Origin of the sequence: Comamonas sp. MYb69 (genome assembly GCF_037479315.1) — a bacterium.
Classification (GTDB): Bacteria; Pseudomonadota; Gammaproteobacteria; order Burkholderiales; family Burkholderiaceae_C; genus Comamonas.
The window spans coordinates 399,667-421,217 of sequence record NZ_JBBGZG010000002.1; the positions used below are offsets into that span (position 1 = coordinate 399,667).

General features: G+C 62.0%; 15 protein-coding genes. 4 read left to right on the forward strand and 11 right to left on the reverse strand.

Annotation, left to right across the window (positions count from 1 at the left end; translation table 11 throughout):
- Positions 1–126: 126 nt before the first annotated feature.
- Positions 127–858, reverse strand: a complete 732-nt coding sequence (locus tag WH303_RS03900) for an SDR family oxidoreductase (protein WP_339517074.1) — start codon at positions 856–858, stop codon at positions 127–129.
- Between the two features lie 129 nt (positions 859–987).
- Between WH303_RS03900 and WH303_RS03905 the strand changes: the two genes are divergently transcribed.
- From WH303_RS03905 to WH303_RS03920, 4 genes are all read left to right on the forward strand, one after another.
- A complete protein-coding gene (locus WH303_RS03905; RefSeq protein ID WP_339517075.1) occupies positions 988–1,803 on the forward strand; it encodes a LysR family transcriptional regulator in 816 nt (271 codons plus the stop codon).
- Positions 1,804–2,758: 955 nt separating this feature from the next.
- Positions 2,759–8,593 carry a carboxypeptidase regulatory-like domain-containing protein gene (locus WH303_RS03910; protein WP_339517076.1) on the forward strand — a complete coding sequence of 1,945 codons (5,835 nt, stop codon included), beginning with the start codon at positions 2,759–2,761 and terminating at the stop codon, positions 8,591–8,593.
- A gap of 78 nt (positions 8,594–8,671) precedes the next feature.
- Positions 8,672–12,049: a transglutaminase-like domain-containing protein gene (locus tag WH303_RS03915; RefSeq protein WP_339517077.1), complete on the forward strand. Its 3,378-nt coding sequence runs from the start codon at positions 8,672–8,674 to the stop codon at positions 12,047–12,049.
- Between the two features lie 8 nt (positions 12,050–12,057).
- Positions 12,058–12,657, forward strand: coding sequence for a hypothetical protein (locus tag WH303_RS03920; RefSeq protein ID WP_339517078.1), 600 nt, complete (start codon positions 12,058–12,060; stop codon positions 12,655–12,657).
- Positions 12,658–12,776: 119 nt separating this feature from the next.
- On the opposite strand, the gene WH303_RS03925 is transcribed toward WH303_RS03920, so the two are convergent.
- The 10 genes from WH303_RS03925 to WH303_RS03970 all read right to left on the reverse strand — a co-directional run bounded on the left by WH303_RS03925 (position 12,777) and on the right by WH303_RS03970 (position 21,450).
- Positions 12,777–13,064, reverse strand: coding sequence for a GNAT family N-acetyltransferase (locus tag WH303_RS03925; RefSeq protein ID WP_133859135.1), 288 nt, complete (start codon positions 13,062–13,064; stop codon positions 12,777–12,779).
- A gap of 93 nt (positions 13,065–13,157) precedes the next feature.
- Positions 13,158–13,490: a hypothetical protein gene (locus WH303_RS03930; protein WP_339517079.1), complete on the reverse strand. Its 333-nt coding sequence runs from the start codon at positions 13,488–13,490 to the stop codon at positions 13,158–13,160.
- 19 nt (positions 13,491–13,509) lie between these two features.
- A complete protein-coding gene (locus WH303_RS03935; RefSeq protein ID WP_339517080.1) occupies positions 13,510–13,920 on the reverse strand; it encodes a DUF2251 domain-containing protein in 411 nt (136 codons plus the stop codon).
- 94 nt (positions 13,921–14,014) lie between these two features.
- Positions 14,015–14,851, reverse strand: coding sequence for a hypothetical protein (locus WH303_RS03940; RefSeq protein ID WP_339517081.1), 837 nt, complete (start codon positions 14,849–14,851; stop codon positions 14,015–14,017).
- 97 nt (positions 14,852–14,948) lie between these two features.
- Positions 14,949–15,233, reverse strand: a complete 285-nt coding sequence (locus tag WH303_RS03945) for a DUF3325 family protein (protein ID WP_339517082.1) — start codon at positions 15,231–15,233, stop codon at positions 14,949–14,951.
- Positions 15,233–16,786, reverse strand: a complete 1,554-nt coding sequence (locus WH303_RS03950) for a PepSY-associated TM helix domain-containing protein (protein WP_339517083.1) — start codon at positions 16,784–16,786, stop codon at positions 15,233–15,235. The genes WH303_RS03945 and WH303_RS03950 overlap by 1 nt, the downstream gene beginning before the upstream one ends.
- Positions 16,783–17,094, reverse strand: coding sequence for a DUF3649 domain-containing protein (locus tag WH303_RS03955; RefSeq protein WP_339517084.1), 312 nt, complete (start codon positions 17,092–17,094; stop codon positions 16,783–16,785). Before WH303_RS03955 ends, WH303_RS03950 begins: the two co-directional genes overlap by 4 nt.
- Complete coding sequence (locus WH303_RS03960; RefSeq protein ID WP_339517085.1) at positions 17,095–19,482, reverse strand: TonB-dependent receptor; 2,388 nt, start codon at positions 19,480–19,482, stop codon at positions 17,095–17,097.
- A 295-nt stretch (positions 19,483–19,777) separates the two neighbouring features.
- Positions 19,778–20,890, reverse strand: coding sequence for a FecR family protein (locus WH303_RS03965; protein WP_339517086.1), 1,113 nt, complete (start codon positions 20,888–20,890; stop codon positions 19,778–19,780).
- 68 nt (positions 20,891–20,958) lie between these two features.
- Positions 20,959–21,450, reverse strand: a complete 492-nt coding sequence (locus tag WH303_RS03970) for a sigma-70 family RNA polymerase sigma factor (protein WP_339517087.1) — start codon at positions 21,448–21,450, stop codon at positions 20,959–20,961.
- Between the last annotated feature and the right edge of the window lie 101 nt (positions 21,451–21,551).

Here is a 21,551-nt window from a genome sequence, read left to right on the forward strand (position 1 = left end):
TTAAAACTAATACTTAGGATCAGTTTCGCTTTCAAGTTGGTTTGTTGAAGTGAGACACAAAAAAGCCTCCAAGGCCGCAACCTGCTGGCGGCGATGGAGGCTGTAGCCGGGGTGGAGCCGGTGCTTTTAGGCCTGCTGGCGCGTTGCGGCGAGCACGATTTCGCGGATGCAGACGCCGGCCGGCTGCGCATAGGCGTAGTGGATGGCGTTGGCCACATCTTGCGCCGCCAGCACCTTGCCGCCCATGGCGGTTTTCCAGTCCTCATAGCCGGACTTGATGGCCGCATCGGTGGTGTGGCCGAGCAGCTCGGTCTCCACCGCGCCGGGGGCGATGGTGGTCACGCGCACATTGTGGGCAGCGAGCTCTTCGCGCAGGTTCTCCGTCAGGCCATGCACGGCGAACTTGGTGCCGACATAGGCGACATGGTTGGGGAAGGTCTTGCGGCCCGCGACCGAGCTCACATTGATGATGCTGCCGCGCTGGCGCTGCACCATGCCGGCGGCAACAGCATGCACACCGTTGAGCACGCCTTTGACATTCACATCGAGCATGCGGTCCCACTGGTCCGGGTCCTGGCGCGTGATCTCGCCCAGCAGCATGACGCCGGCGTTGTTGACGATGGCATCGGCCGGGCCAAAGCGGGCTTCGCCTTGTTGCACGGCGGCGGCCAGTGCGGCGCGGTCGGTCACGTCGACAGAGATCGCCAGCGTGTCGGGCAGGTTCAGCGCCTGCATGGGCTCCAGCCGGCGCGCCAGCAGCAGCAGTGGGTGGTCCAGCGACGAAAACAGCTGCGCGGTGGCCAGGCCAATGCCCGAGCTGGCACCGGTGATGACGATCAGGGGTTGGCGGTTTTGCATGGTGTTGTGGCTTTCTAAAGAAATAGATTTTTCTGATGAATCAGTAGAGAATCTAGTGTAGATCGAGCGTATGTCGTTTGAAAAATGGTTTATTCTTCTTTCACTCATACGTTTTACTTATGGCTTGTGATGGATTACCGCCAGTTCCGCGCCTTTGTCGCCGTCTTTGAAGAGCGCAATATCACCGCTGCCGCGCAGCGCCTGCACCTGAGCCAGCCGGCGCTGTCGGGCAGCATCCGCCTGCTGGAAGAGGCCCTGGGCACGGCGCTGTTTGTGCGCAAGGCGCGGGGGGTGGAGGTGACGGACGACGCCCGCGCGCTCTACCCCCAGCTGCGCCGCATGGTGGCCGAGGCCGACGACCTGGCCCAGCGCTTTCGCCAGCGCGGCGCGCGTGCGCGCCTGACCATTGGCGTCGAAGAAGATGTGGCCCGCAGCACCGTGCAGCACTTGGCCGCCACCGCCCGGGCTTGCGTGCCCGGCCTGCAGCTGCACCTGCTGGCGCAATGCGAGGGCGATGCGCGCCTGGCCAGCGAAGAGCTGCGCTGCGAGGACGAGCTGTTTTTACCGCTGCTCAGCGAGCGCTATGTGCTGGCCCTGCCCGCCCAAGCGCTGCCACCAGACAACGCAGCGGGCACCCCACAAGACCTCGCCACCGACTGGATCGTCTGCCCCAGCCACGCCAGCCACCAACGCCTGGTGCCGATTTACGGCAGCCGCGCCGACACCCCCGCCGCGCTGGCCGGCAATTTCTCGCTGGCGCTGGACCTGGTGGCGGCCGGTGTGGGCCGGGCCATCGTGCCTGAATCCCTCGCGCAAGCAATGCCGGGCGTGCAGACCCAGCCGCTGGAGGTGGAGCTCAAACGCCGCATTGGGCTGTGCTACAACGCGCAAGCGCTGGGCAATGGGGCGCTGGCGCAGTTGCGGGATGGGGTGTTGGCCGTTTGATTGGCTGCGTATTGGTCGTCGGAATACGGAGTACAGCTGCCATTCAACGCGCTCGCCCGCCAAAGGGTTTTTGTCGCCAGGCTTTATCGCGTCATTGAATGGTTTAAGACGGCTGTTGATACCAACACAACTGCCTTTGAGGACGTAACGACGCATTACGCCGAAATGAGACATATCCAAACCCGGCACGCTTAAAAGCACAGCTGTTGTGTTTCAATATGTGTGAATCTGTATAAATATGGCCGCTGCTTTGCGGAGATTGTTGGCTGCATTTTGCCAAGAACTATTGGGACGAATAGGGACAGGGCATGCCGGTGAGACTTGGCAACTGCTATCGAAAAACAGAGCTTACAGCCAAGCATAGATAGAGCTAAACAATATATTCCATAGGCTGATGGTGAATAGCTGGCGCAACGCTGCATAGCCGCCCATACTGACAAGTCGCTGACAGTCCATGAGAAACCCACCGTCATTTCGACGGTTACAAACACGCTAGGTGCTTTTGTAAAGCTCGTCTACATTTGCCTCCATAGTTATATCAAATGGAAACAAAATGTATATAAGGGGAGCCTGAGGGAGGGAAGCGGCCGCGCGCTGCATCGATGTCGTAATGCTTCGCCACCCTGGCGAAAACCACGCTGGCAATGCGTGGTGAGTGATCACTATGACTAGCTGATCGCACTCTTGGTCAATTCTCATAGCCATCGACCCCTTTCAGAGAGGTTGGAACCAGCGCCGCGCTGGCTGGCTCACCCGCTGTGGTGGCGAATACCGGGATAACCCAATACCTGCAGATCTGAAACGGAGGGATGCCTGTACGCACCCGCGTTGTCGTGTCTGCTGCGATTTTTATAAATACGAGAGATGGATGGTGACGACCATGGTGTCAGAGGGGAAGCATTTTTTTCGTGCGTTGGGCAGACGCTTATCGATATGGCTGTTATTGCTGCTGTTCATGGCTGCCGGGGTGACTGCAGCACGGGCCGATGGCGTGGCGCAGGCCAAAGGTTTGGCATGGTTGCAGGGGCAGGTTCTGCCCTCCGGCAAACTGGCCAGTAAATCGCGCTTTGGTACCGCTGCGCAGGCGCAATGCGAAGCGGCGCAAACGTTGCTGCGCCTGGCAGGCAATAACAGCCAGGTAACGGCGCTGGTGAATGCCATGCCCGCATCGGGCGATAACGTACCGACCGAAACCCTGGCTTGCTGGCAGTCGCTCAAAACCCAGCAGGGTGTGCAGATTACCTCGCCGTTGTCCTCTCGGTTTATTGCCGACAAAGGCTATGCCACCTATCCCGACGAGATGGTGCCCGGCATTATCGACACGGCCTGGGGGTACAGCACCTTTGCCGCACCGGCAGCTTCCACGCGCCAAGGGGTGATGCAGTGGCTGATGTCCAAGCAGTCTGGCGGCATGCTCAAGGCGGGCGGCTATGCCAACCTCTACACCACGGCCGTGGTGCTGCGCGCCATCAACGCCGATGCCCTGAAAGACGCCGGCACCCTGGCCTTGGCACAGACCTTGGCGCAGGCTTTGCTCGCCAAGCAAGCCGCCTCTGGCGCATGGGGCGAGAGCCAGATGCTCACGGCCTTGGTGTTTGAAGCGGTGCATCCCTACACCGCATCGGCCCCGCAGGTCGCCACCCAGGTGCGGAGCTATTTGCTGGGCAGCCAAAAGCCCGATGGATCCTGGGAAGCCGACAGCTACACGACCGCCCTCGCTCTGAGGGCCTTGGCCTTGGTGGCAGTCAAGCCGACCGACCCGGGCCAACAGGCCAACTCGGGCACGGTCTTGGGCATGGTGCTCGATGGCAGCAGCAACACGCCGCTGGAGAACGCAACGGTCACGGTGACACCGGCTTCGGGAGGAGCACCCATCTCGGTGCAGACCAATGCACAAGGCTTGTACGAAATTGCGGTATCGCCCGCCGGCCAGGTAGGCGTTGCGGCGACCAAGGAAGGCTATAGCCTGGTGATGGGATCGGGGGTAGTGCAGGCGCGCGGCAGCTTGAGCTTCTCGCCCACGTTGACCAAGGCGATCACCGTGACCCCGCCTGCCAACCCGGACCCCGCAGTGACGACGGTGACGGTGCAAGGAACGGTGACCCAAGAGACCGGTGGCGCACCGATGGCCGGGGTGACGGTGATGGTGAAGAACACGGCAGCTGGAACAAGCTACCAGGCAAGCACCGATGCCGCAGGCAAATACAGCATCACCAGCGTGGCCGCCGGTGCAGTCGTTCTTTCTGCTGACAAAGCGGGCTGGGTCAGTGCATCGGGCACGGCCAACCTGCCTGCCGGCAGCACGGGCGTGTTCTCGCCTGCGCTGATCGACGCGAGCTCTGCCAGCGCCACTTCGGTGCCGGTGAGCGGCCAGGTCATCGATGCGGCGACGAAAGCGCCACTGGCCGGTGTCGCGATCGCGATCCAAGGGCCCTCATCCCAAACCACTGGGTCCTCGGGTGCGGATGGCAAGTTCTCGATGACGGCGCCCATCGGGGCCATCACCCTGAAGTACACCCTGGCGGGCTATGGCACCATCAGCCAGTCTGGTACCTCCAGCATTGGTTCGCGCCTGGATGCCGGCACCATTGAGATGTCTGCGGCGCGCCAAACTAGCGTCTTGCATGGCCTGGTGACCGATACATCGGGCGCAGCGATTGCCAATGCCACGGTGGCGGTGGGTGCGAACAGTGCACTGACCAATGCGGCCGGTGCCTATGTACTCGATGGGCTCACAGGCATCGCCTGGGATGTGCAGGTGTCTGCCAGTGGCTTCCAATCGCGTAGCTACCAACTGACGATTGCCGAGCCCGGCGATATCACGCAGGACTTTGTGATTCCGGCGTCGGCAGGGGTGGGCTTTCTCGATCTCGCCGACTTGGTGGTAGCGCCCACGACCACGGGTTTGAACAAGCCTGTCAAGGCCAGCGTCAAGCTGAAGAACAACTCGGCAGCGGCATCGACCACCAGCATCGTGCTGGAGATCCAGGGCCCCGCCGGTGATGTGGTGGCCACGCTGTCTGCGCTGGATGCGGCGGCCATTCCGCTGGGCGATGCGACGCTGAACCCTGGCCAAGCGCTGGAGGTGTTTTTTGAGTGGAACACCGCCAGTCATGCCGCCGGCCGGTATGCGGTGATTGCCAAGCTGGTCGAGCCCGGCTCGCGCGGCAAGGACAACCCCACTGGCGTTGTCACCGGCAGCTTGCGCGCCGCACTGGACATCACACCCCAGGCCGCATTCTCTGGCTCGGCCAATGCAGAGCCGCCGGTCGTACAGGCTGGTGCGAATACGCCGGTGGCCTTCAGCGCCCTGGTCAAGAACGATGGCAACGTGGTGCTGCCCGCATCGGGCTACTTGCTCAAGGTGAGTGACTCCACCACCGGCGCGCTGGTGTACCAGACCACGGCGCAAGCCCCCAGCATTGCGCTTGGTGGCCTGCAGGAGATCAGCTTTGGTACCTGGATGCCCGACAAGGCGGCCAGCCTGAAGGTGGAGGTGACGGCAGGCATTGCGCCGGGCGCCGCTATCCAGTCCAGCCTGTATGTGGGTGATATGGCCAAGGCCGAGTTCACGGTTGACAAGCCGGTGGTGCCACCCGGCGACCAGTCCGTCAAAGGCAAGATCAAGATCACCGGGCTGGACATGGCATCGGGCAGCAGCACCGATCCGTTGGCGCCCGTGATTCGGGATGCCGTGACCAAGGCCGTGCGCTATGGCGACAGCTATGCCTACCAGCACCATGTGAGCGATCTCAAGTGCTTTGCCTGCCATGTGCAGACGCAGGCTGTGGTGGGTGGCGAGAAGAACCTGCGCTTTGTGCAGCCGCTCGACCAGAACAAGCGCAACGAGCTGATGAATGCCATCTTGCAGCAGGTGCGTGCGGACGGCAAAGTCAATTACTCGGGCGAAACCTACATCCGTACCACCACCACTTTAGGCCTGTGGGCGACCAAGGAGTGGCACAACCCGCAGGAGATTGCATCGAGCAACCGCAAGCTGGCCGAAGCCATTGTCTCCATCGCCAACAACGGCGAGTGGAATCCGGACTATGGCGGCCACTGGTGGGGCTCAACCGGGCAATCGACGGGCATCAATGTGGCCAGCCTGGTGGACTACAGCACGCTGCTGAACAAGCACGGCCCGGGCACCGTCAAAACCAATACGCCAGTCAGCATTGCAGGGCTCAGCACCGGTGACCAGCGCTTGGCCGTGGCTGCCAACGGCCAGGTCTATGTGGGGGACAGGGGCCGGCAAACTGTCTATGCGGTGGATCTGGCCTCTGCCCAGGCGACGCCAGTGGCGACGGGTTTGCCGATCCAGAACCTGCGTGTGCTGGCCAATGGCAAATTGCTGATCGCCACCACCTCGGGTGTTTACCTGTCGGACACCGTGGGCACGCCCGTCAAGATCAGCAGCCAGGCCAGCAGCGATGCGATGGAGCTGGCAGGCGGCGGATTCCTGCTCAAAGCCTATGGGCAGACCAAGCTCTACAAGCTCGATGAGGCGGGCAACCTGTCGGAGTTCCTCAACAGCAACCTGCTTGAATCGACGGGTGGGCAGCTGGAGCAGGAGCCCGATGGCGCCATCCTGGTGACCCACCCCGGACAAAACCGCGTCTTGCGTTTTGAGCTGAGTGGCGCGTTCAGAGATACGCCTGCGGCATATACCAATGGCACGCCTTACCAGCTGGTGCGGTGGGGCGACAAGGGCTATCTGCTGAGCACCAGCAATGGGCTGTATTGGTACAACGAGAACTGGATCGTCGAGCGCCTGGGCTTTGCGTCCGTCAACACGGCGGTGGCCTTGCCGGATGGCTCGCTGCTGTGGAGCGACAGCTACAGCCTCAACCGCATGGCATTCACGCCGGCGGACGCTGCTGATGTCGCGACCAAGATCGACGCGACCTTGGCGAAGTCGGCGACCAAGCTGGTGGCGGGCTCGATATTCAATGCCTCGAACAATGCGGACACGGCGTTCAGAATGATGGGCCTGTCCAAGCTGCGCGAGTACTACCAAGGCACGGCGCGCGCTGCGGAGTTCGATACGCTGATCTACGACATTGCGCAGACCTTGTGGAGCCGCCAGAACAGCGACGGCGGCTGGGGCAATACGACGGGTTACACCACCAGCGACCCGGTGGCGACGGCCATCGTCGGCGTGGCGCTGGACTTCACCAACCCCTCGCGCAGCGACCCGAGGTTGCGGCGAGCGATTCAGTATGTGCTCAACCAGCAGCGCGCCGATGGCTCCTGGCTGAGTAACCAGGGGCTGGGCGGATCGCTGCTGTCTTCGACCTGGATCGAGATCTGGCTGCCCACGATGCTGGACCGTCTGGGTGCGCTCGATGCCGACCTGGTGGTGAACTTTGCGGCCAACACGGCGCCGACAAATATCCAGCCCGCTCCCACCAAGACGCTGCCGCAGGCCGATGGCTCCACGCAGTACCTGTGGTCGTTCACCGGCATTACCGAGACGGGCCGCGAGGTCAACTTTGACCTGGCGCTGGCCAACATGGCGATTGAAGAAGTGCGCCCGGCCGCGCAGATCGCCAGCTTGAAGTTCCAGAACAGCTTTGTGGCCGGAGAGGTGGTCTCGCCCATCGTGGTGCCGCGCATTGCCGCCAATGCCAACATCAGCATCCAGGCGTTGACGGACAAGCCGGTGTACACCAGCCAGGAGAGCGCGTTCTTCTCTGCTCCGGTCACCAACCAGGGTGTGGCTGCGCGTGAGGCACAAGTGCGCTTTACCGTGTTGGACGCCAACGGCGATGCCGTGGCCTCTTTGCCTTTGCCTGCACTGGTCAACGTCGTTGTGGGGCAGACCCTGCAGGTGGACAGTACTTGGCCGGTAGCGGGCGTGCTGGCGGGCGACTACCTGCTGCTGGCCGAGCTGGTATCGCCAGAAGGGGTGGTCTACGGCAGCGCCACGGCACCTTTCAAGGTCATTGGCGGCCCTGGGCCCGGCAATGCGACCAAGATCAGCACCGACAAGGCCGAGTACCTGGTGGGCCAGGCCACGCAGATCACCTCACGTGCAGGCAACACTTCATCGAACGTGGTGCAGCAAAACCTGCGTGCAGAAACCGTGGTGCTGCAGCTGACGAGTACCAAGCGTGAGCGGATGAAGGCGACCCCATCGTTCCAGCAGGCGGAGGCGATCACGCAGCTGGTACCCGCCGGATCGCGCGAGTTTGGCTACACCCTGCCGGCCGGGCAACTGGAAGCGGGCACCTACCAGGCGCAGCTCAGGCTGTACGACAGCGTGGGCAACCTCTTGTCTGAAAGCACGACGGGCTTCCAGGTCAAGGCTGCCGCTGCTTGCGTGCCTGGTGCCGTTGGTGCGATTACCGCAACGCCCAGCATGGCCAGTATTGGCGACAGCATCGCACTGGGCTTGAAGCTGGACAACCCCGGCGCTGCGCTGGCCAACGGCGCAGTCACCCTGCGCGTGGTTAACCCCGACAGCGGCGCGCTACTGATGGAGACGCCCACCCCCAACGTGTCGGTCGCAGCTTCTGGCCAGTGGAGCCAGAACTACCGCTGGACCGTGCCGCAAGGCGCGCCCGCCCACGTGCTGGTGATTGCCAGCCTGGGCGCAGCGGGCTGCGAGGAAGCGGTGGCGACTGCGACCTTGAAGATTGGCAACGGCGGCAATGGCAATGGAACCGGAACAGACACCGGCAATGCCAAGAAGGTGCCAGCCCATAGCCCTGCTGGGTTGCTGCTGCTGAGTGCCGCACTGGCCTGCTTGGCCGCTGCGGGCCTGCGACGCCGGCAAGCGGGCCGCTGAGCACCACCACAAAGCGGGCCCATGCGCCAAGGTATGGGCCCGCACATGACAACGACAAAAAACGAGAGAGAGAACGATATGGCGATCGTTAATGCAAACAGCCAGATGGCAGCCGCAGCGGGTGACGCAGCGACCGATGCCGTGATGCGCGGCTTCAAGAAAATAGTGCGTCCTGTTGCCTACGTAGTGGCTGCAGCCCACATCGCGCTGGCGCTGCAACCGCTGAGCGCCATCGCCCAGGAAAAAGCCGAACAGGCCTACAGCCCCTTGGCGCAAAGCCAAATGCAGCGCCTGCAAGACTGGGATGCCAAGCTCAAGGCCGCGAATTACCAGGCCCAGAAAATGGAACATGCCAGCTCGCTGCGCTTGCAAGACCTGATCCAACAAGCCAGCGAGCAAACCCAGGACTTGTTGGTGCAGCAGTCGCTGGCGCTGACCCAGCAAAAGAAGGCAGGCCCAGCGCCCGTCTACAACGCCAAGACGACCCCGGCATCGCTGCAAGCGACGCTGGCCGCTCTTCAGGACGAAAGCGCTGCCGCGCGCGCGGACTTGCACAGCATGCGCGCAACGTTGCTGCAAAAAGGTCTGAGTGCAGAGTTCTTGGCCCGCCACGATGCGGCAGCTGCCGAGTTTGAGCAGAAGGTGCGGAAGTTGGACGCGCTGGTTGCGCGCCTGGTCGTTGATAGAGGCGCCTTGGTGGCCAAAACTGCGGGTTCGGTGAACAGTGCTGATTTGCAAGAGCTGGGCGCATTTCTTGCCGAGAACACCCATAAAAAGACCGTGAACACCAGCAAGGACCTGCCGTGGCACGCGTCTCAACCTTACAAAAATGAGCCCGCTCAAACGCGCCAAGAGTGGAATTTGCGGCTTGGCATCAGTGAATCGCATGTGGCGAAAGTTACCAAAGTGACGAGCGTGGGTGGCGTGCAATTCACAACCCTTCCAACCGCTGAGGAGGCTCCATCAAACGCCGATTTAGCGGAGACGGAAGAAGTTGTCCTGACCGATGCGATCAAAGCCAAAGCGGCAGAACTTCAAAAAAACCCGGTTGCGATTCAGAATTGGGTCAAGAACCATATTGAGTGGCTTCCTTCATGGGGAAGTATGCAGAATGCGGATTCTGTTTTACAGTCGGGAAAAGGCAACTCTTTAGACATAGCGAGTTTGACCATAGCGCTTTTGAGAGCAAGCGGTATCCCCGCCCGCTACCAGTTTGGCACCATCGAACTGCCAGTGGACCGAGCAAAGAACCTCATTGGCAATTTCGACGACGCAGCTTCAGCGCAAAACATGCTGGGCCAAGGGGGAATCGCTAACGTCGGTGTAGTGTCTTCTGGAGTTATTCAGAAGATAAAAATGGAACATGTGTGGGTTACTGCATATATCAATTATGCAGCCAGTAAAGGCTCGGTTCAGGGCGGTGCGGATATCGTACCTCCTCAACATAACAATACCAATGCTAATATTAATGCGTGGATTCCATTGGACTCGAGTTACAAGCAATACAGCTATGCCAGCGGCGTAGAGTTTAAAGATTTTTCTGGATTAAGTCAGGCAGAGGCGCTGGCACTCGCTGGCAACGGGTCAGAGGCTAATAGCGCAGAAGGTTGGGTAGCAAAGGTAGATTTCTTGACCCTGCAAAATTTTTTAAATGACAATAGCGGCAAGATTCAAGCCCATATCAAAGCCAATCTGATTGACCTCAGTGAGGATGCGATCATGGGCAAAAAGATCATCAAGGAATCGGCACCCTCCACGCTTTCGGGGCAACTGCCTTATGTGGTTGTTACAGAGTCTTCCGCAGTGGCTCAGATTCCGGATTCACAAAAGTGGTCTGTGTCCATCAAATTGTTCGAAAATGCGATAGATAAATCTCTCGGTAACTCTAGCTATACCCAAAAAATACAGCTGTCGAATATTGGCTCCAACAAGATAAGTGCCATCGGCGTTCCAGCCACCAATGCGGATGCCGAGCTTTTACAAAACTATGCATCTAATAATGCAGAAAATTTGCCAGCATATCTTGTCAATCAAAAAACGAAACTGCTGCTGAATGATCAGGAGCTGTTTACTTCTGGACCACGGCGCATGGGAAGTGAGCAGTGGTGGGGGTTTGATATCTATTCACCCACGTTGGGTAGTGTGCAGAAGAATTTTTCAGTGGATTCAGCAGTAGGCGATGCCATTGTTTTTGGTGTCAGTTCGGTGGGTGTCACAGAGAAAATGGTTAAGGCGCGGTACCATGGCTTCAATCCGAACACCTTCACTGAGAATCTTCATCATTTGAACTTGGGGTATTTTCTCAGAGCGGATGTGTCCGATAAGGTGCTCGCAAAGTTAAATGGATTTGCGTATCTGAGACTTCCTTCGGTAGGGATGTTCTCCAATCCACTGGAGGTGACTTATTCATGGGGTGTGCCAAGAATTGGTGCCTACAAGGCTTATTCTATTGATATTCCTCGCATTACCCATGCCATTTCAAAAAACAAAGGTGTTTTCAATAACCAAGCCTTTGTCAACATGAATGTGATGATGGGGATGAAGAACTCTTCATTGGAAGGTTCTGTCATCGACGAAGTTTTTCAGTGGCCTTCTGGTTTGGGTGTGGCTGCTGCGCAAGTCCTGTCTGAAGCCAATAAAAAGGGTCAGAAAATATATTCTATTACCAGTGATAATCTTTCGAGTTTTTTATCAAAGTCTAGTCTTAATACTACATTAAAGCAGCAGATAGCCAACTACGTTTCTTATGGCTATATTGTTTATGCGCCGCAGGATAAGGTCAGTGCCATGTATTGGGATGCAGAAGCCTACGTGGCGATCGATCCGCAAACTGGCAGCGGTGCATATATAATTGGGACTGGTGCCAACGGCGGCGAGGGAATGACCTGCGAGACCAAGTCGGAACCTCTTGCCCGAGCGATCGAGCTGATCGTTACCACCTTGATCATCTTGGCGATGATCGCCATGCTTATCGCGCTGGGGTACCTGGTTGCTGGCGTGCTGGGCGGAATGGTAGTGGGCGGTGGAAGCGCTGTTGCCCAGATCATGGCTGCCTTTGGCGTTACAGCGCTTGTTTTCTCAGGATCAGCGTATGCTGGAAAAAATAGCTGCCCGAATGACAATAAATGCCATAGGGGAACTATTCAAGCACAGGGGCTAGATATTCCTGGAAATGGTAATACCAAATCTTTGGCTTGGGCGCAACCCATGCCGTTTACCGTCGTGCAAGGCTTGAATATGCTGGAAGGGGTGCAGGGTTTGCTGACGCCTGCTGAGATGAGCAGCCGGGTGGTTTACTTCTCTCAGGCTGCCGCATGGATCTCTGCGCGGCCGCCTGCCGGGGTATGTGCAGGCCCTACGTTTTCCTTTGGTCCCAATCCTGCGGATAAGGACCATGTGAAGAAGCAAATTCGCGTTGATATCAAGGTATACGCGGGAGAAGCGTTCTCTAACTGATGATGTTTATGAAAATTAGCTATCCAGTCATTGAGAGAAGGCGGCAGCATCGGGTTGTCAATGGGTACATCACCCTGCCAGGTCTGGTGGTGACTCATTCCGACTTCTTGGAGGTGGCTGGATTTTTCAAAAGCATATCCCAGTCTCAACGGGAATACTTTTCTTTGAGAATTCCAAATGGGGCTGCGGGGGATGTCAGGTATATCGCGCTGCAATGCTGGAATGATATTGATCTGAAGTGTGATTTTTCAAAAATCACATTGAATGAATTTTCAGCAATGTTGCCATTTTCTGGATTTGCTGCTGACTGGGTGTTTGGTAAAAATACAGCAGAGCCGTTTTTAAATTTACCGGTGGCCGGCCTCATAGAGAAGGCTTGGCCCTATTCGGTGCAGGTCAATGGGAAAATAATAGCCAAAGAAATGAAGCCGCTGACGGCCTACATTGCTGCGCCAAAGCATATTTTTTATATGCTAGCGCTTATCTTTGAAGAATTTGCCAGGCGCGAAGATGTGTCCGTGTTGAAGTTGGAACAGTCAGCGGCTGGCGGCGGTGTGGGAATGCCGAGCTATGAGTTGGAGTTCAGAAAAGCAAATTTTTCTGAGTAGATTCGCAGTCAAAAGCGGCGTGGCGAGAATCATGTATTGAAGCTCAGAGTCCACGCGCTCCGCGCAGGTTGCCATGGCGGCAGCCTGCTATATAGGGCGCGGCTGAGGTTCCTCAGGCGTTAGGACAGCACGTCGCGCAGCGACGCATCCTTGGCAAACTGCGCCTTGGCAAAGGGGCACAGTGGCAGCACCTTGGTGTGGGTCTCACGGGCCCAAGCTACCAAGGCATTGAGCAGCTGGCGGCCGGCGCCTTCGCCGCGCAGTGAATCATCCACTTCCGTGTGGTCGATGATGATCATCGTGGCATTGGTGCGGCTGTAGGTCATCTCGGCCACGCGTGCGGCATCGCGGTTGATAAAAAACGCGCCTTTGGAATCGGCTTCTTCGTGTTGAACGGTGTAGGGCATGCGGGCCTTGGGTTGAACAAAACTCCAAGAATAAGGGATGGCGGCAGCCCTGGGGGTGGAGGTGGCTTGGAGCAGGGCGCCGATGCCTGAGGTTCAATCCGCGCTGTCCGCGTCTTCGCCGTCGTCCTCTGGCGGGTTTTCAAACCGCTCCCAGGCGCCGCCCACTTCCTGGCGCCAGGCGCTCCAACCCAATGGCAGGTCTGCGATTTGTTCCAGGCTCTGGTCGCGCTCATAGATGCAAGCCATGCAGACCAAGAGGGCCTCGCCGGGCTCGTCGGTGGTGGCATCCAGAAACTGCCAAGCCCCATCGGCATCATGCGAGACCATCAACACTGGCAGATGCTCGCGTACCACTTTGGTCGTAGAAAAGCTGGCGGTGTTGTGCGCATCGGCAAAGGGCCAATGCGCGAACTGGTGGCTGTGCATGCGGCTGCGCCTTTCGGTATCAGGCTTCGGTGGCAAACAGCTCGACCGCATCGTCGGACCAGTCATGGCCGCTCCAGCCGGAATCTGCATCCGGCGGCGGGAAGGCGGTACGGCAGTAGCCCTGCTTGGCCGCAAAATCAAACACCGCATGCGGGTAGCCATTGATCAGCAGCACGACCTTGCTGCCATCGGTGGACCAGCCAATCGTCACCTCGGACGGCAGGTGCTTGTCCGAGACATCGGCCACGTTGTAGATGTGCAGCGCGTTCTGGATGGGTTGCTCGGCGTTCGCAAAATCCAGCGCATAGAAGTAGGCGGTGTCGCCATCGTCTTCAAACACCGCTGCATAGCTGCCTTCGGGCGCATTGCCTTGAAGGGGCTCGGCAGCGCCAATCTGGATGGTGTTCTGGGCGGTAACGACGATGGGCATGAACAGTCCTTGTCATGGATGGGGGGAAGCCGTGGCGGCCAGCAAAGGAGCAGCATAAACCGGCTTTGTGGCAGCGCTGGGTAGGCCAAGGTTGTTATCGCGTGCCCCGGATATGGGCAATCACTTCGCGCAAGGTGGTGGCCTCTGGCACCCACCAGTCAGCCAGCGCACCCAGCGCCACGGCGCAGACCAGGGCGCCGAGCAGCGGCTTCCAGGTCAGTCGCACGGCAGAGGCCAGCCAGCCTGCGCGCTCGACCCGCACCAGGGCGCGGGCGGTCATCATCGAAAAGGCCAGTTCCACCGCCACGGTCAAGAGCACATCCACGCCAAAGTACAGCCACAGCAGCGCGCCAAAGCCAAAGAAGGCCAGCAGCAGGCCGGCAAAAACGGCCAGGATGGGCACGATGATGATGCCCTCATCGCCGCCGCCGATATCGACCACATCGACGGCATCGGTCCAGGAGCTGGAAGCACCGGATGTAGCCGACGACAGGTCCACATCCGCCCAATCTCCTGACGCCCCACCACCACCAAAATTGCCGCCCCCGCCTGACTGCCAATCGGGCGCGCCCCTGCCTACGTGCAGATCGGGCACCGGGTCGATGCCATCGACCCAGGAGTCTTCGCGCTTGCGCGCATAGGCATTGCGCACCAGGTAGGCCGCCCACAGCCGCAGCACCAGCAGGTAGACCGCATAGCCCACGCCCAGGCTGATGGCATAGCGCAGCGCCATCGATGTCACCCCGGAATGGAGCAGTGCTGCCGTGACCGCCCACATCACCAGCAAGACCAGCAGCCCCATGCACAGGCCATGCAGACGCAGCCAGTGCTTTTTCTGCAGGGTAGATGCCATGTGCTGGGGCATGCGCAGCGATGACCAGCTGGACTTGCGCTTGCGCTGGGCGGCGCGGTTGTGGGGTGCTTGGGCCAAGGCTAAAGGGCAGGGAGTGAGGTCGGGAGCAGTGTAGCAGTGCGGATTTGGCGGTTGCTGGCCCCTTGGTGCACGCTGCTTTGGATGGCTGGGGCGCCTATCGCCCGCGCCCCTGGCCGCGACCGACCCAGCTCATACCCACCGCAATGCACAGTGTGGCGGGCGCGAGCAAGCCCAGCCAGGTGATCCAGGCCAGACCACTGTCCATCACCGCTAGGGTGCCAATCAGCGAAGCGAGCAAGGCCGTTGCGCCCAGCACCTGCAACCCACGCCGTGCACGGCGCCCTGACCACGCTAAAGGCAGATGCATCGCATGCCGGTCCATCGCCAAGGCCAGCGCGGCCAAGCCTAGCAGCATGCACAGCGCAGACAGTACCAGCATCAGCGGCGAACCTTTTGGCGGTGTTGCATGGCCAGGGCGCCTGCTGCAAATGCCAGGCCCAAGGCGATAAAGCCCAGGTCCATACCGGCCATCACCGCATCGCCCGTTTGCGTTGACTGCAGCAGGTTCCGATGGCTGGTAGCGGCATTCAGCACAGGCAGCAGGCCAAAGCCCAGCGCTGCACACCAGGCCAGCCAGCGCCAGGCTTTGGCAGGTGCGGTGCAGGCCGCCCAGACAAAGCTCACAAGCCAGGTGGCAAACAGCGCATGCAGCTCCCATTGCGCGCGCGCCTCCATGCCGATGGGCAACAGCCGGTTGGCCCAGAGGTAGGCCGCAATGGCCACGGGCAGGCCCAAAATGGCCGCAGGGTTGAGCCGGCTGACGAGTGCATGGCCCACGCTCGGCTGGCGTGCGCTGCGCCTGGCGGACCAGAGCACCATGCCGGTGGCAATCATCACGCAGCCCAGCAGGCCCGACAGCAGGTACAGCGCGCGCAGCACTGCGCCTGCAAACAGGCCTTCGTGCAGGCCCAGCCACAGGTCGCGGGCGGCGCGCGGCGCCGATTGCCGCGCAGGGCGCTCGGCCAGCAAGGCGCCGCTGACACCATCAAAGATGAGGATGCCGGCCTCGCGCACGGGGCCTGCGGCAAAGTTGCCGATGGCGCTGATGCGGGAGTTGGCATCGCCCGGGTGTTGCACCGTGAGCACGGCCACGGGCGCGCCCTGCCACTGGGCCTGGGCTTGGGCCAGCAGCGGGGCGATGGCGGTCAGCGGCGCGGCCTGGCCGGAGGCCGGGGCAGTGGCCATTGGCGGGAACAGCTCGCCATAAAAGCTGCGCACCGCAGCGCCTGGTGCCTGGCCGTACCAGGCGCTGGCGATCAGCGGCATGAAGGAGAACATCACAAAGACGAGGCCCGAGTAGCTGATCATCAGCTGGAACGGCAGGCTGGCCACGCTGGCCAGGTTGTGCGCATCCAGCCAGGAGCGCTGGCCCTTGCCCAGCCGCAGGGTGAAGAAATCGGCAAAAAAGCGCCGGTGCGCGACGATGCCGGTCAACAGCGCCAGCAGCAGCACCATGGATGCGATGGCGACCAGCCACTCCGTCAGCGCCGGGGGCAGGTAGTGCAGACGCCAGTGCAGTTGGTAGAGCGCCTGGCCGCCCGCCGTATCACGCACGGCGATGGGTGCGCCGGTCTGTGCATCCAGCCACATGGCTTGCGGTTGTGCGGCGCCGGCGGGCGACCAATCGACGCGTAGATAGGGCTCGTTGCGGTCCACCGGCAGCTGGATGGACCAGCTGCGGGCACCGGGCGCATGGGTCTGCAGATAGGCCAGCGCATGTGCGGCCTGGAGCGCCGGTGGCAGCGGGTACTGCGCTGGGGGCAGCTCGGGGCGCATCCAGCGGTCGATCTCGGTATCCAGATAGCCGGCAGTGCCGGTGACAAACATAAAGTACAGCAGCCAGCCCAACAGCACACCGGCCCAGGTATGCAGGCCCGCCATCGCCGGGCGCAGCGGGCGATGTGGGCGCTTGGGGGGATGCGATGGGCTCACAGCGCCACCCAGGCGATGAGCGCACTGCCCAAGCTGGCCAGCAGCATGCCCACCCAGGCGCGGCCTGCGCTGCGGGCGGCAAAGGCCGCCATCAGCGCAGCGGCATACACGACAAAGCTCAGCTGCATCGCCACCAGCACCGCATCGGTACGCGGCAGTGCCGGGGCCAGGCTGGCGACCAGGGCCACGGGCAGCAGCTGGGCCAGCGCATAGCCGCCCAGGCTGCCGGCGAGCAGGCGCGATGCCACGGTCCAGCCCGTCGCAGGCCTGCGCGGCTGGGCAGCCCGCGCCGCCTGGTCAGTGCGCAATCAGAACTCCGTCGATGCCGACAGCAGCACGGTGCGCGGCGCGCCCATGGTCAGGCCTTCACGTGCGGCAGACTGCCAGTAGTTCTTGTTCAGCAGGTTCTCCACCGTCAGGCGCAGGGTGACCGGCGTGTTGCCGGCCGTGAAGCGGTAGCGCGCGCCCAGGTCAAAGCGATTCCAGGAGGGCAGTTGCTGGCTGTTGGCCACATCCACATACTGGCTGCTGGTGTGCAGTGCGCGCGCGGTCAGGGTCAGGCCGGGCACCCAGGCAGTGTCCCATTCGCCGCCGATATTGATCTGCACCTTGGGGGTGGCAGGGGCCGTGCGGCCATCATTGAGGCCATCCTCGGTCTTGGTCAGCTTGCCCTGGGTAAAGGCCACGCCGGTCAGCAGGCGCAGGCCCCGGCGCACTTCCCCTTGGGTGACGATCTCCAGACCCCGGTTGCGCTGCTCGCCATCCATGCGGAAGGTCGAGGGCGTGGTCGAGGCATCGAGCAAGCTGCTGGGCCGGCTGATCTGGAACAGGCTGGCCGTGGTGACAAAGTTGCCGGTGTCGAACTTGGCACCCAGCTCCAGCTGCCTGGATTTGGCGGGCGGGAAGATCTCGCCGGCATTGGCCGTGCCTTCGGGCGCGGTCGAGCCCTGGGACAGGCCCTCGATGTAGTTGCCGTACAGCGATATGCCTGGTGTGGGTTTGAACAGCAGCGCCGCCATCGGCGTGATCGCCGACTTGTCGTAGCGCGCCGTTTCCGCGCCCGATGTGCCGTTGAAGGTGCGGGTGCGCACCTCCTGGTGGCGCGCGCCCAGGGTCAGCTGCCAGCGCTTGTCGGCCGTGGAGAGGGTGTCGGCCAGCGCCACGCTGGTCATGCGCGTCTCGCCGGTGCGGGGCAGGTTGGAGCCGATGCTGATCGAGGGCTTGGCAATGTCGGCAGGGTTGTAGATGCTCGACGCGTAGACCGTGCCATTCTGGCGCAGCAGGCCATTGTCTTGCGCATAGCCGCTGGTGCTCAGCACCCATTCGTGGCCCAGGCTGCCGGTCTGCAGCTTGCCTTTCAGGCCCACCTCGGCAGTGCGGGTGTTCACGGCTTCCTTCAGGCGGTAGGGCCGGGCCATCAGCGTGCCTTGCGCATCCTGCAGTTGCGAGGTGGTTTGCAGGCTGTCAAAGTCATAGCCCATCGCACCCAGCGCGCCGTAGGCCGTCAGGTTGGGGCTGATGTCCACCTCGCCGCGCACGATGGCGGCGCGCTCCTTGGCATCCCAGTAGCTCCAGGATGGCTGGAAATTGGTCTTGTTGTCGGGCGCTGCGGCAATCGGCGTGCCTTCCGACGGTGGGAACAGCAGGCTGCTGCGGCCATGGGTGACGCGCTTTTGGTAGTTAATGTCGGCCTCCAGCCGCACCCGCTCGCCCTGGTAGTCCAGGCCCAGGGCCAAGGCATCGACACGCTCGCTGGCGCCATGGATGGGCGTATCGCCCGAGCGTTTGGCGACGTTGAGGCGCACGCCCCATTCCTGGTCGGCACCAAAGCGGCGGCCAAAGTCGGCATGCACGCCAAACTGGCTGTCTTGCGCGTACGAGGCCGTCACGCGATTGAGCGGCGTGGCGCCGGCACGCTTGGGCACCAGGTTGATGCCGCCGCCCACCGAGCCAGCGGGCGCCATGCCGTTGAGCAACGCGCTGGGGCCACGCAGCACCTCTACCCGCTCCACGCCGATCAGCGAGGCCGCATTGCGCGGTGACAGGCCATACAGGCCGTTGTATGACACGTCGTAGTTGAAGACGGTAAAGCCCCGGATGTTGAACTCTTCGCGGCCCGCATTGCGCCCGTAGGTGTTGCGCACCGAGGGGTCGTTGACCAGCACATCGCCAATGGTCTGCGCCTGCTGGTCGTCCACCAGCTTGGCGGTGTACTGGGTGGTGCTGAAGGGCGTGTCCATCACATCGCGGTTGCCCAGCAACCCGACCTTGCCGCCGCGCGCGACCTGGCCGCCGGCATAGGGGCCGGGCAGGGCTTCGATGGCTGCTGCCGTGACCGAGACGGTGGGCAGCACCACCGTGCCTGCTGGATCGCCCGATGGCGCAGGGGGTGCAGGCCGCACCAGCACCGCACGGTCTTTGACCGCGCCCTGCAGGCCGCTGCCGGCCAGCAGACGGTCCAGCGCCTGCTGCGGCGTCAGCTGGCCCGATACGGCAGGTGCTGTCTTGCCAGCGACCAGCCCGGCCGGAAAGCCCAGCTGCAGATCGCCCTGGCGTGCCAGCTCATTGAGCGCCTGGGCCAGCGGCTGCGCTGCAATCGCGAAGCTGCGGGCTCCCTCCTGCGACGATGCTGCCGTTTGCGCATGCGCCGTCAGCGGCTGGACAGCGGCGATACCCAGCGCCAGTGCGGCGGCCATGGCAAGGGGCGTGGGGCGAGAGCGAAAAAGGGGCGCGGTGCGCAGCATGCAAGGGACTCCTGGAGCGGTAAAGGGATACGGCTGTTGCGCTGCGCACAGCGCCGCCACCCCCCTGTAGACGCAGCTGCGCCAGGAATCCGCAGGTCCCGAGGAAAAAAATTTTGAATAATTTTTGAGGCGCTCACACGGCCCGGCAAACCGAAGCTTGGTGGATGAGACGACGCCCAAAGGCTCAGACATTACGGAAGTACGGCAAGGGTTGGCAACGAAGGAACCAGGGCCTGGTCCGTGACGTTTAGCGGGCGACGATTTCCGTCAGGCCATCGCGTTTGACCAGGCGCACCGGCAGCAGGTGCGGCAAAAATTCCGCAAAGCGCTGGTGCTGGTTCAAACCATAGCTGCCGCCCACCGGCAGGGCGGCGACGGCCGGGTCGCGCACCACGAGGCCAGTGGGGCCATAGCGCTCAAACTCGGCCAAGGCCTGGGCCAGGGGCGTGCGGTTAAAGCTCAGCCGACCGCTGCGCCACTGGGCCACAGCGGCGGGCGCCACCTCGGTGATGGTGCCCAGGCCCGCGTCTTGCGCGTTGCTGTCTTCCAGCATCTGGCCGGCCGTCAGCAGCACCATGGCCGGCGCCTTGTCGGTCTGGTCCGCATCGCGCTGCAGCCGCTCCACCTTCACCCGGCCTTCTTCCACCGCCACCTGGGTGTGGCCCGCGCCCATGCCCTGCGCCGTATGGCGTACCGAAAAGCGCGTGCCCACCACGGTGATGCGCAGATCACCGGCCAGCACCTGGAAGGGCCTGCTGGCGTCGGCATGCACGGAGAACATCGCCTGTCCATCGGCCAGCGCCACCTCGCGCCGGTTGCGGTAGAGCCGTGCGGTCAGGTGCGTGTCGGTATCGAGCTGCACGGTGCTGCCGGAGGCCGCATCGTCGGGCAAGGTGACCATCAGCTGCTGGCCGCGCTGCGAGGCATAGTTTTGCTCAAAGCTGGGTTGTACCCACCAGCCAAACCAGCCTGCGCCCACAACGGCCGCTGCCACCAGCGCCGTGGCGGCATAGGGCAGCACGGGGCGCAGCCAAGCTTGCCAAAAGCGGGGGCGCGGAGTAGAGGTCTGCGTATCACGCTGAGGCAGGCCGGCGCGCAGCCGGGCCAGGTCGCGGGCTGGCAGGCTTTGCACGCCCGCGATGCTGGCGCGCATTGCATCCAGCGCGGGCCCATGGCGCGGGTCAGCCGCCAGCCAGGCCTGCAAGGCCGCCTGGCCCTGCGCATCCAGCCCGGCGTTGCAGCGCACCGCCCAGGTTGCGGCCTCGTGCTCCAGCGCGTCCACATCGTTGGCCTCGTCCGCAGCCATCCCTTCGGGCAAGTCACCCGGGCGGTGGTTAAAGGATGAAGAGGTGCTGGACATGCGCAGAAAAATCGGGAGGGAACGGAGCGAGAGGGGCGGTGAGGAGGAGACGATTGAAGCGGTGCACACTAAGCGCCAGGCCCCTGCCCATGCCGTTTGCAGGCCAGGGTGCCGCGCACCACATGCTTCTCAACCATGCTAACCGATATGCCCATGCGCGCTGCGATCTCGGCCTGCGGCAGGCCATCGATGACATGCAGCACAAAGGCCTCGCGGCAGCGCGGCGGCAGGCTCTCGATCACCTGCACATAGCCATGCACGGTCTGCTGTCGCACCAGGGCCTCCTCGGGTTGCAGATGCTGGGGCGCGGGCGGCTCATCGGATGCCGCCACCTCGTCCAGGCTGTCATGGCGCCGCAGCGCGTCACGGCGGTGCTGGTCAATCACCAGGTTGCGCGCGGTGCGGTACAGCAGCGCCCGACCATCCATCACCGGCGGCCCCGAGCGCTGTGCTGCCAGCACCCGTGCATAGCTCTCCTGCGCCAGGTCCGCCGCCGCATCGCGGTCGCCCACCTGGCGGTGGAGAAAGTTCAGCAGTTCGCGGTAGAAGCGCTCAAGCATGGAGGGGGCGGAGGGCCGGCGGCAGTCCCTGCAGGCAGGGGGCTAGTGACGAAAATAAGAATCATTCTAATTGTCGCGCCTAAGCCCTGTGCCCAGGTTGC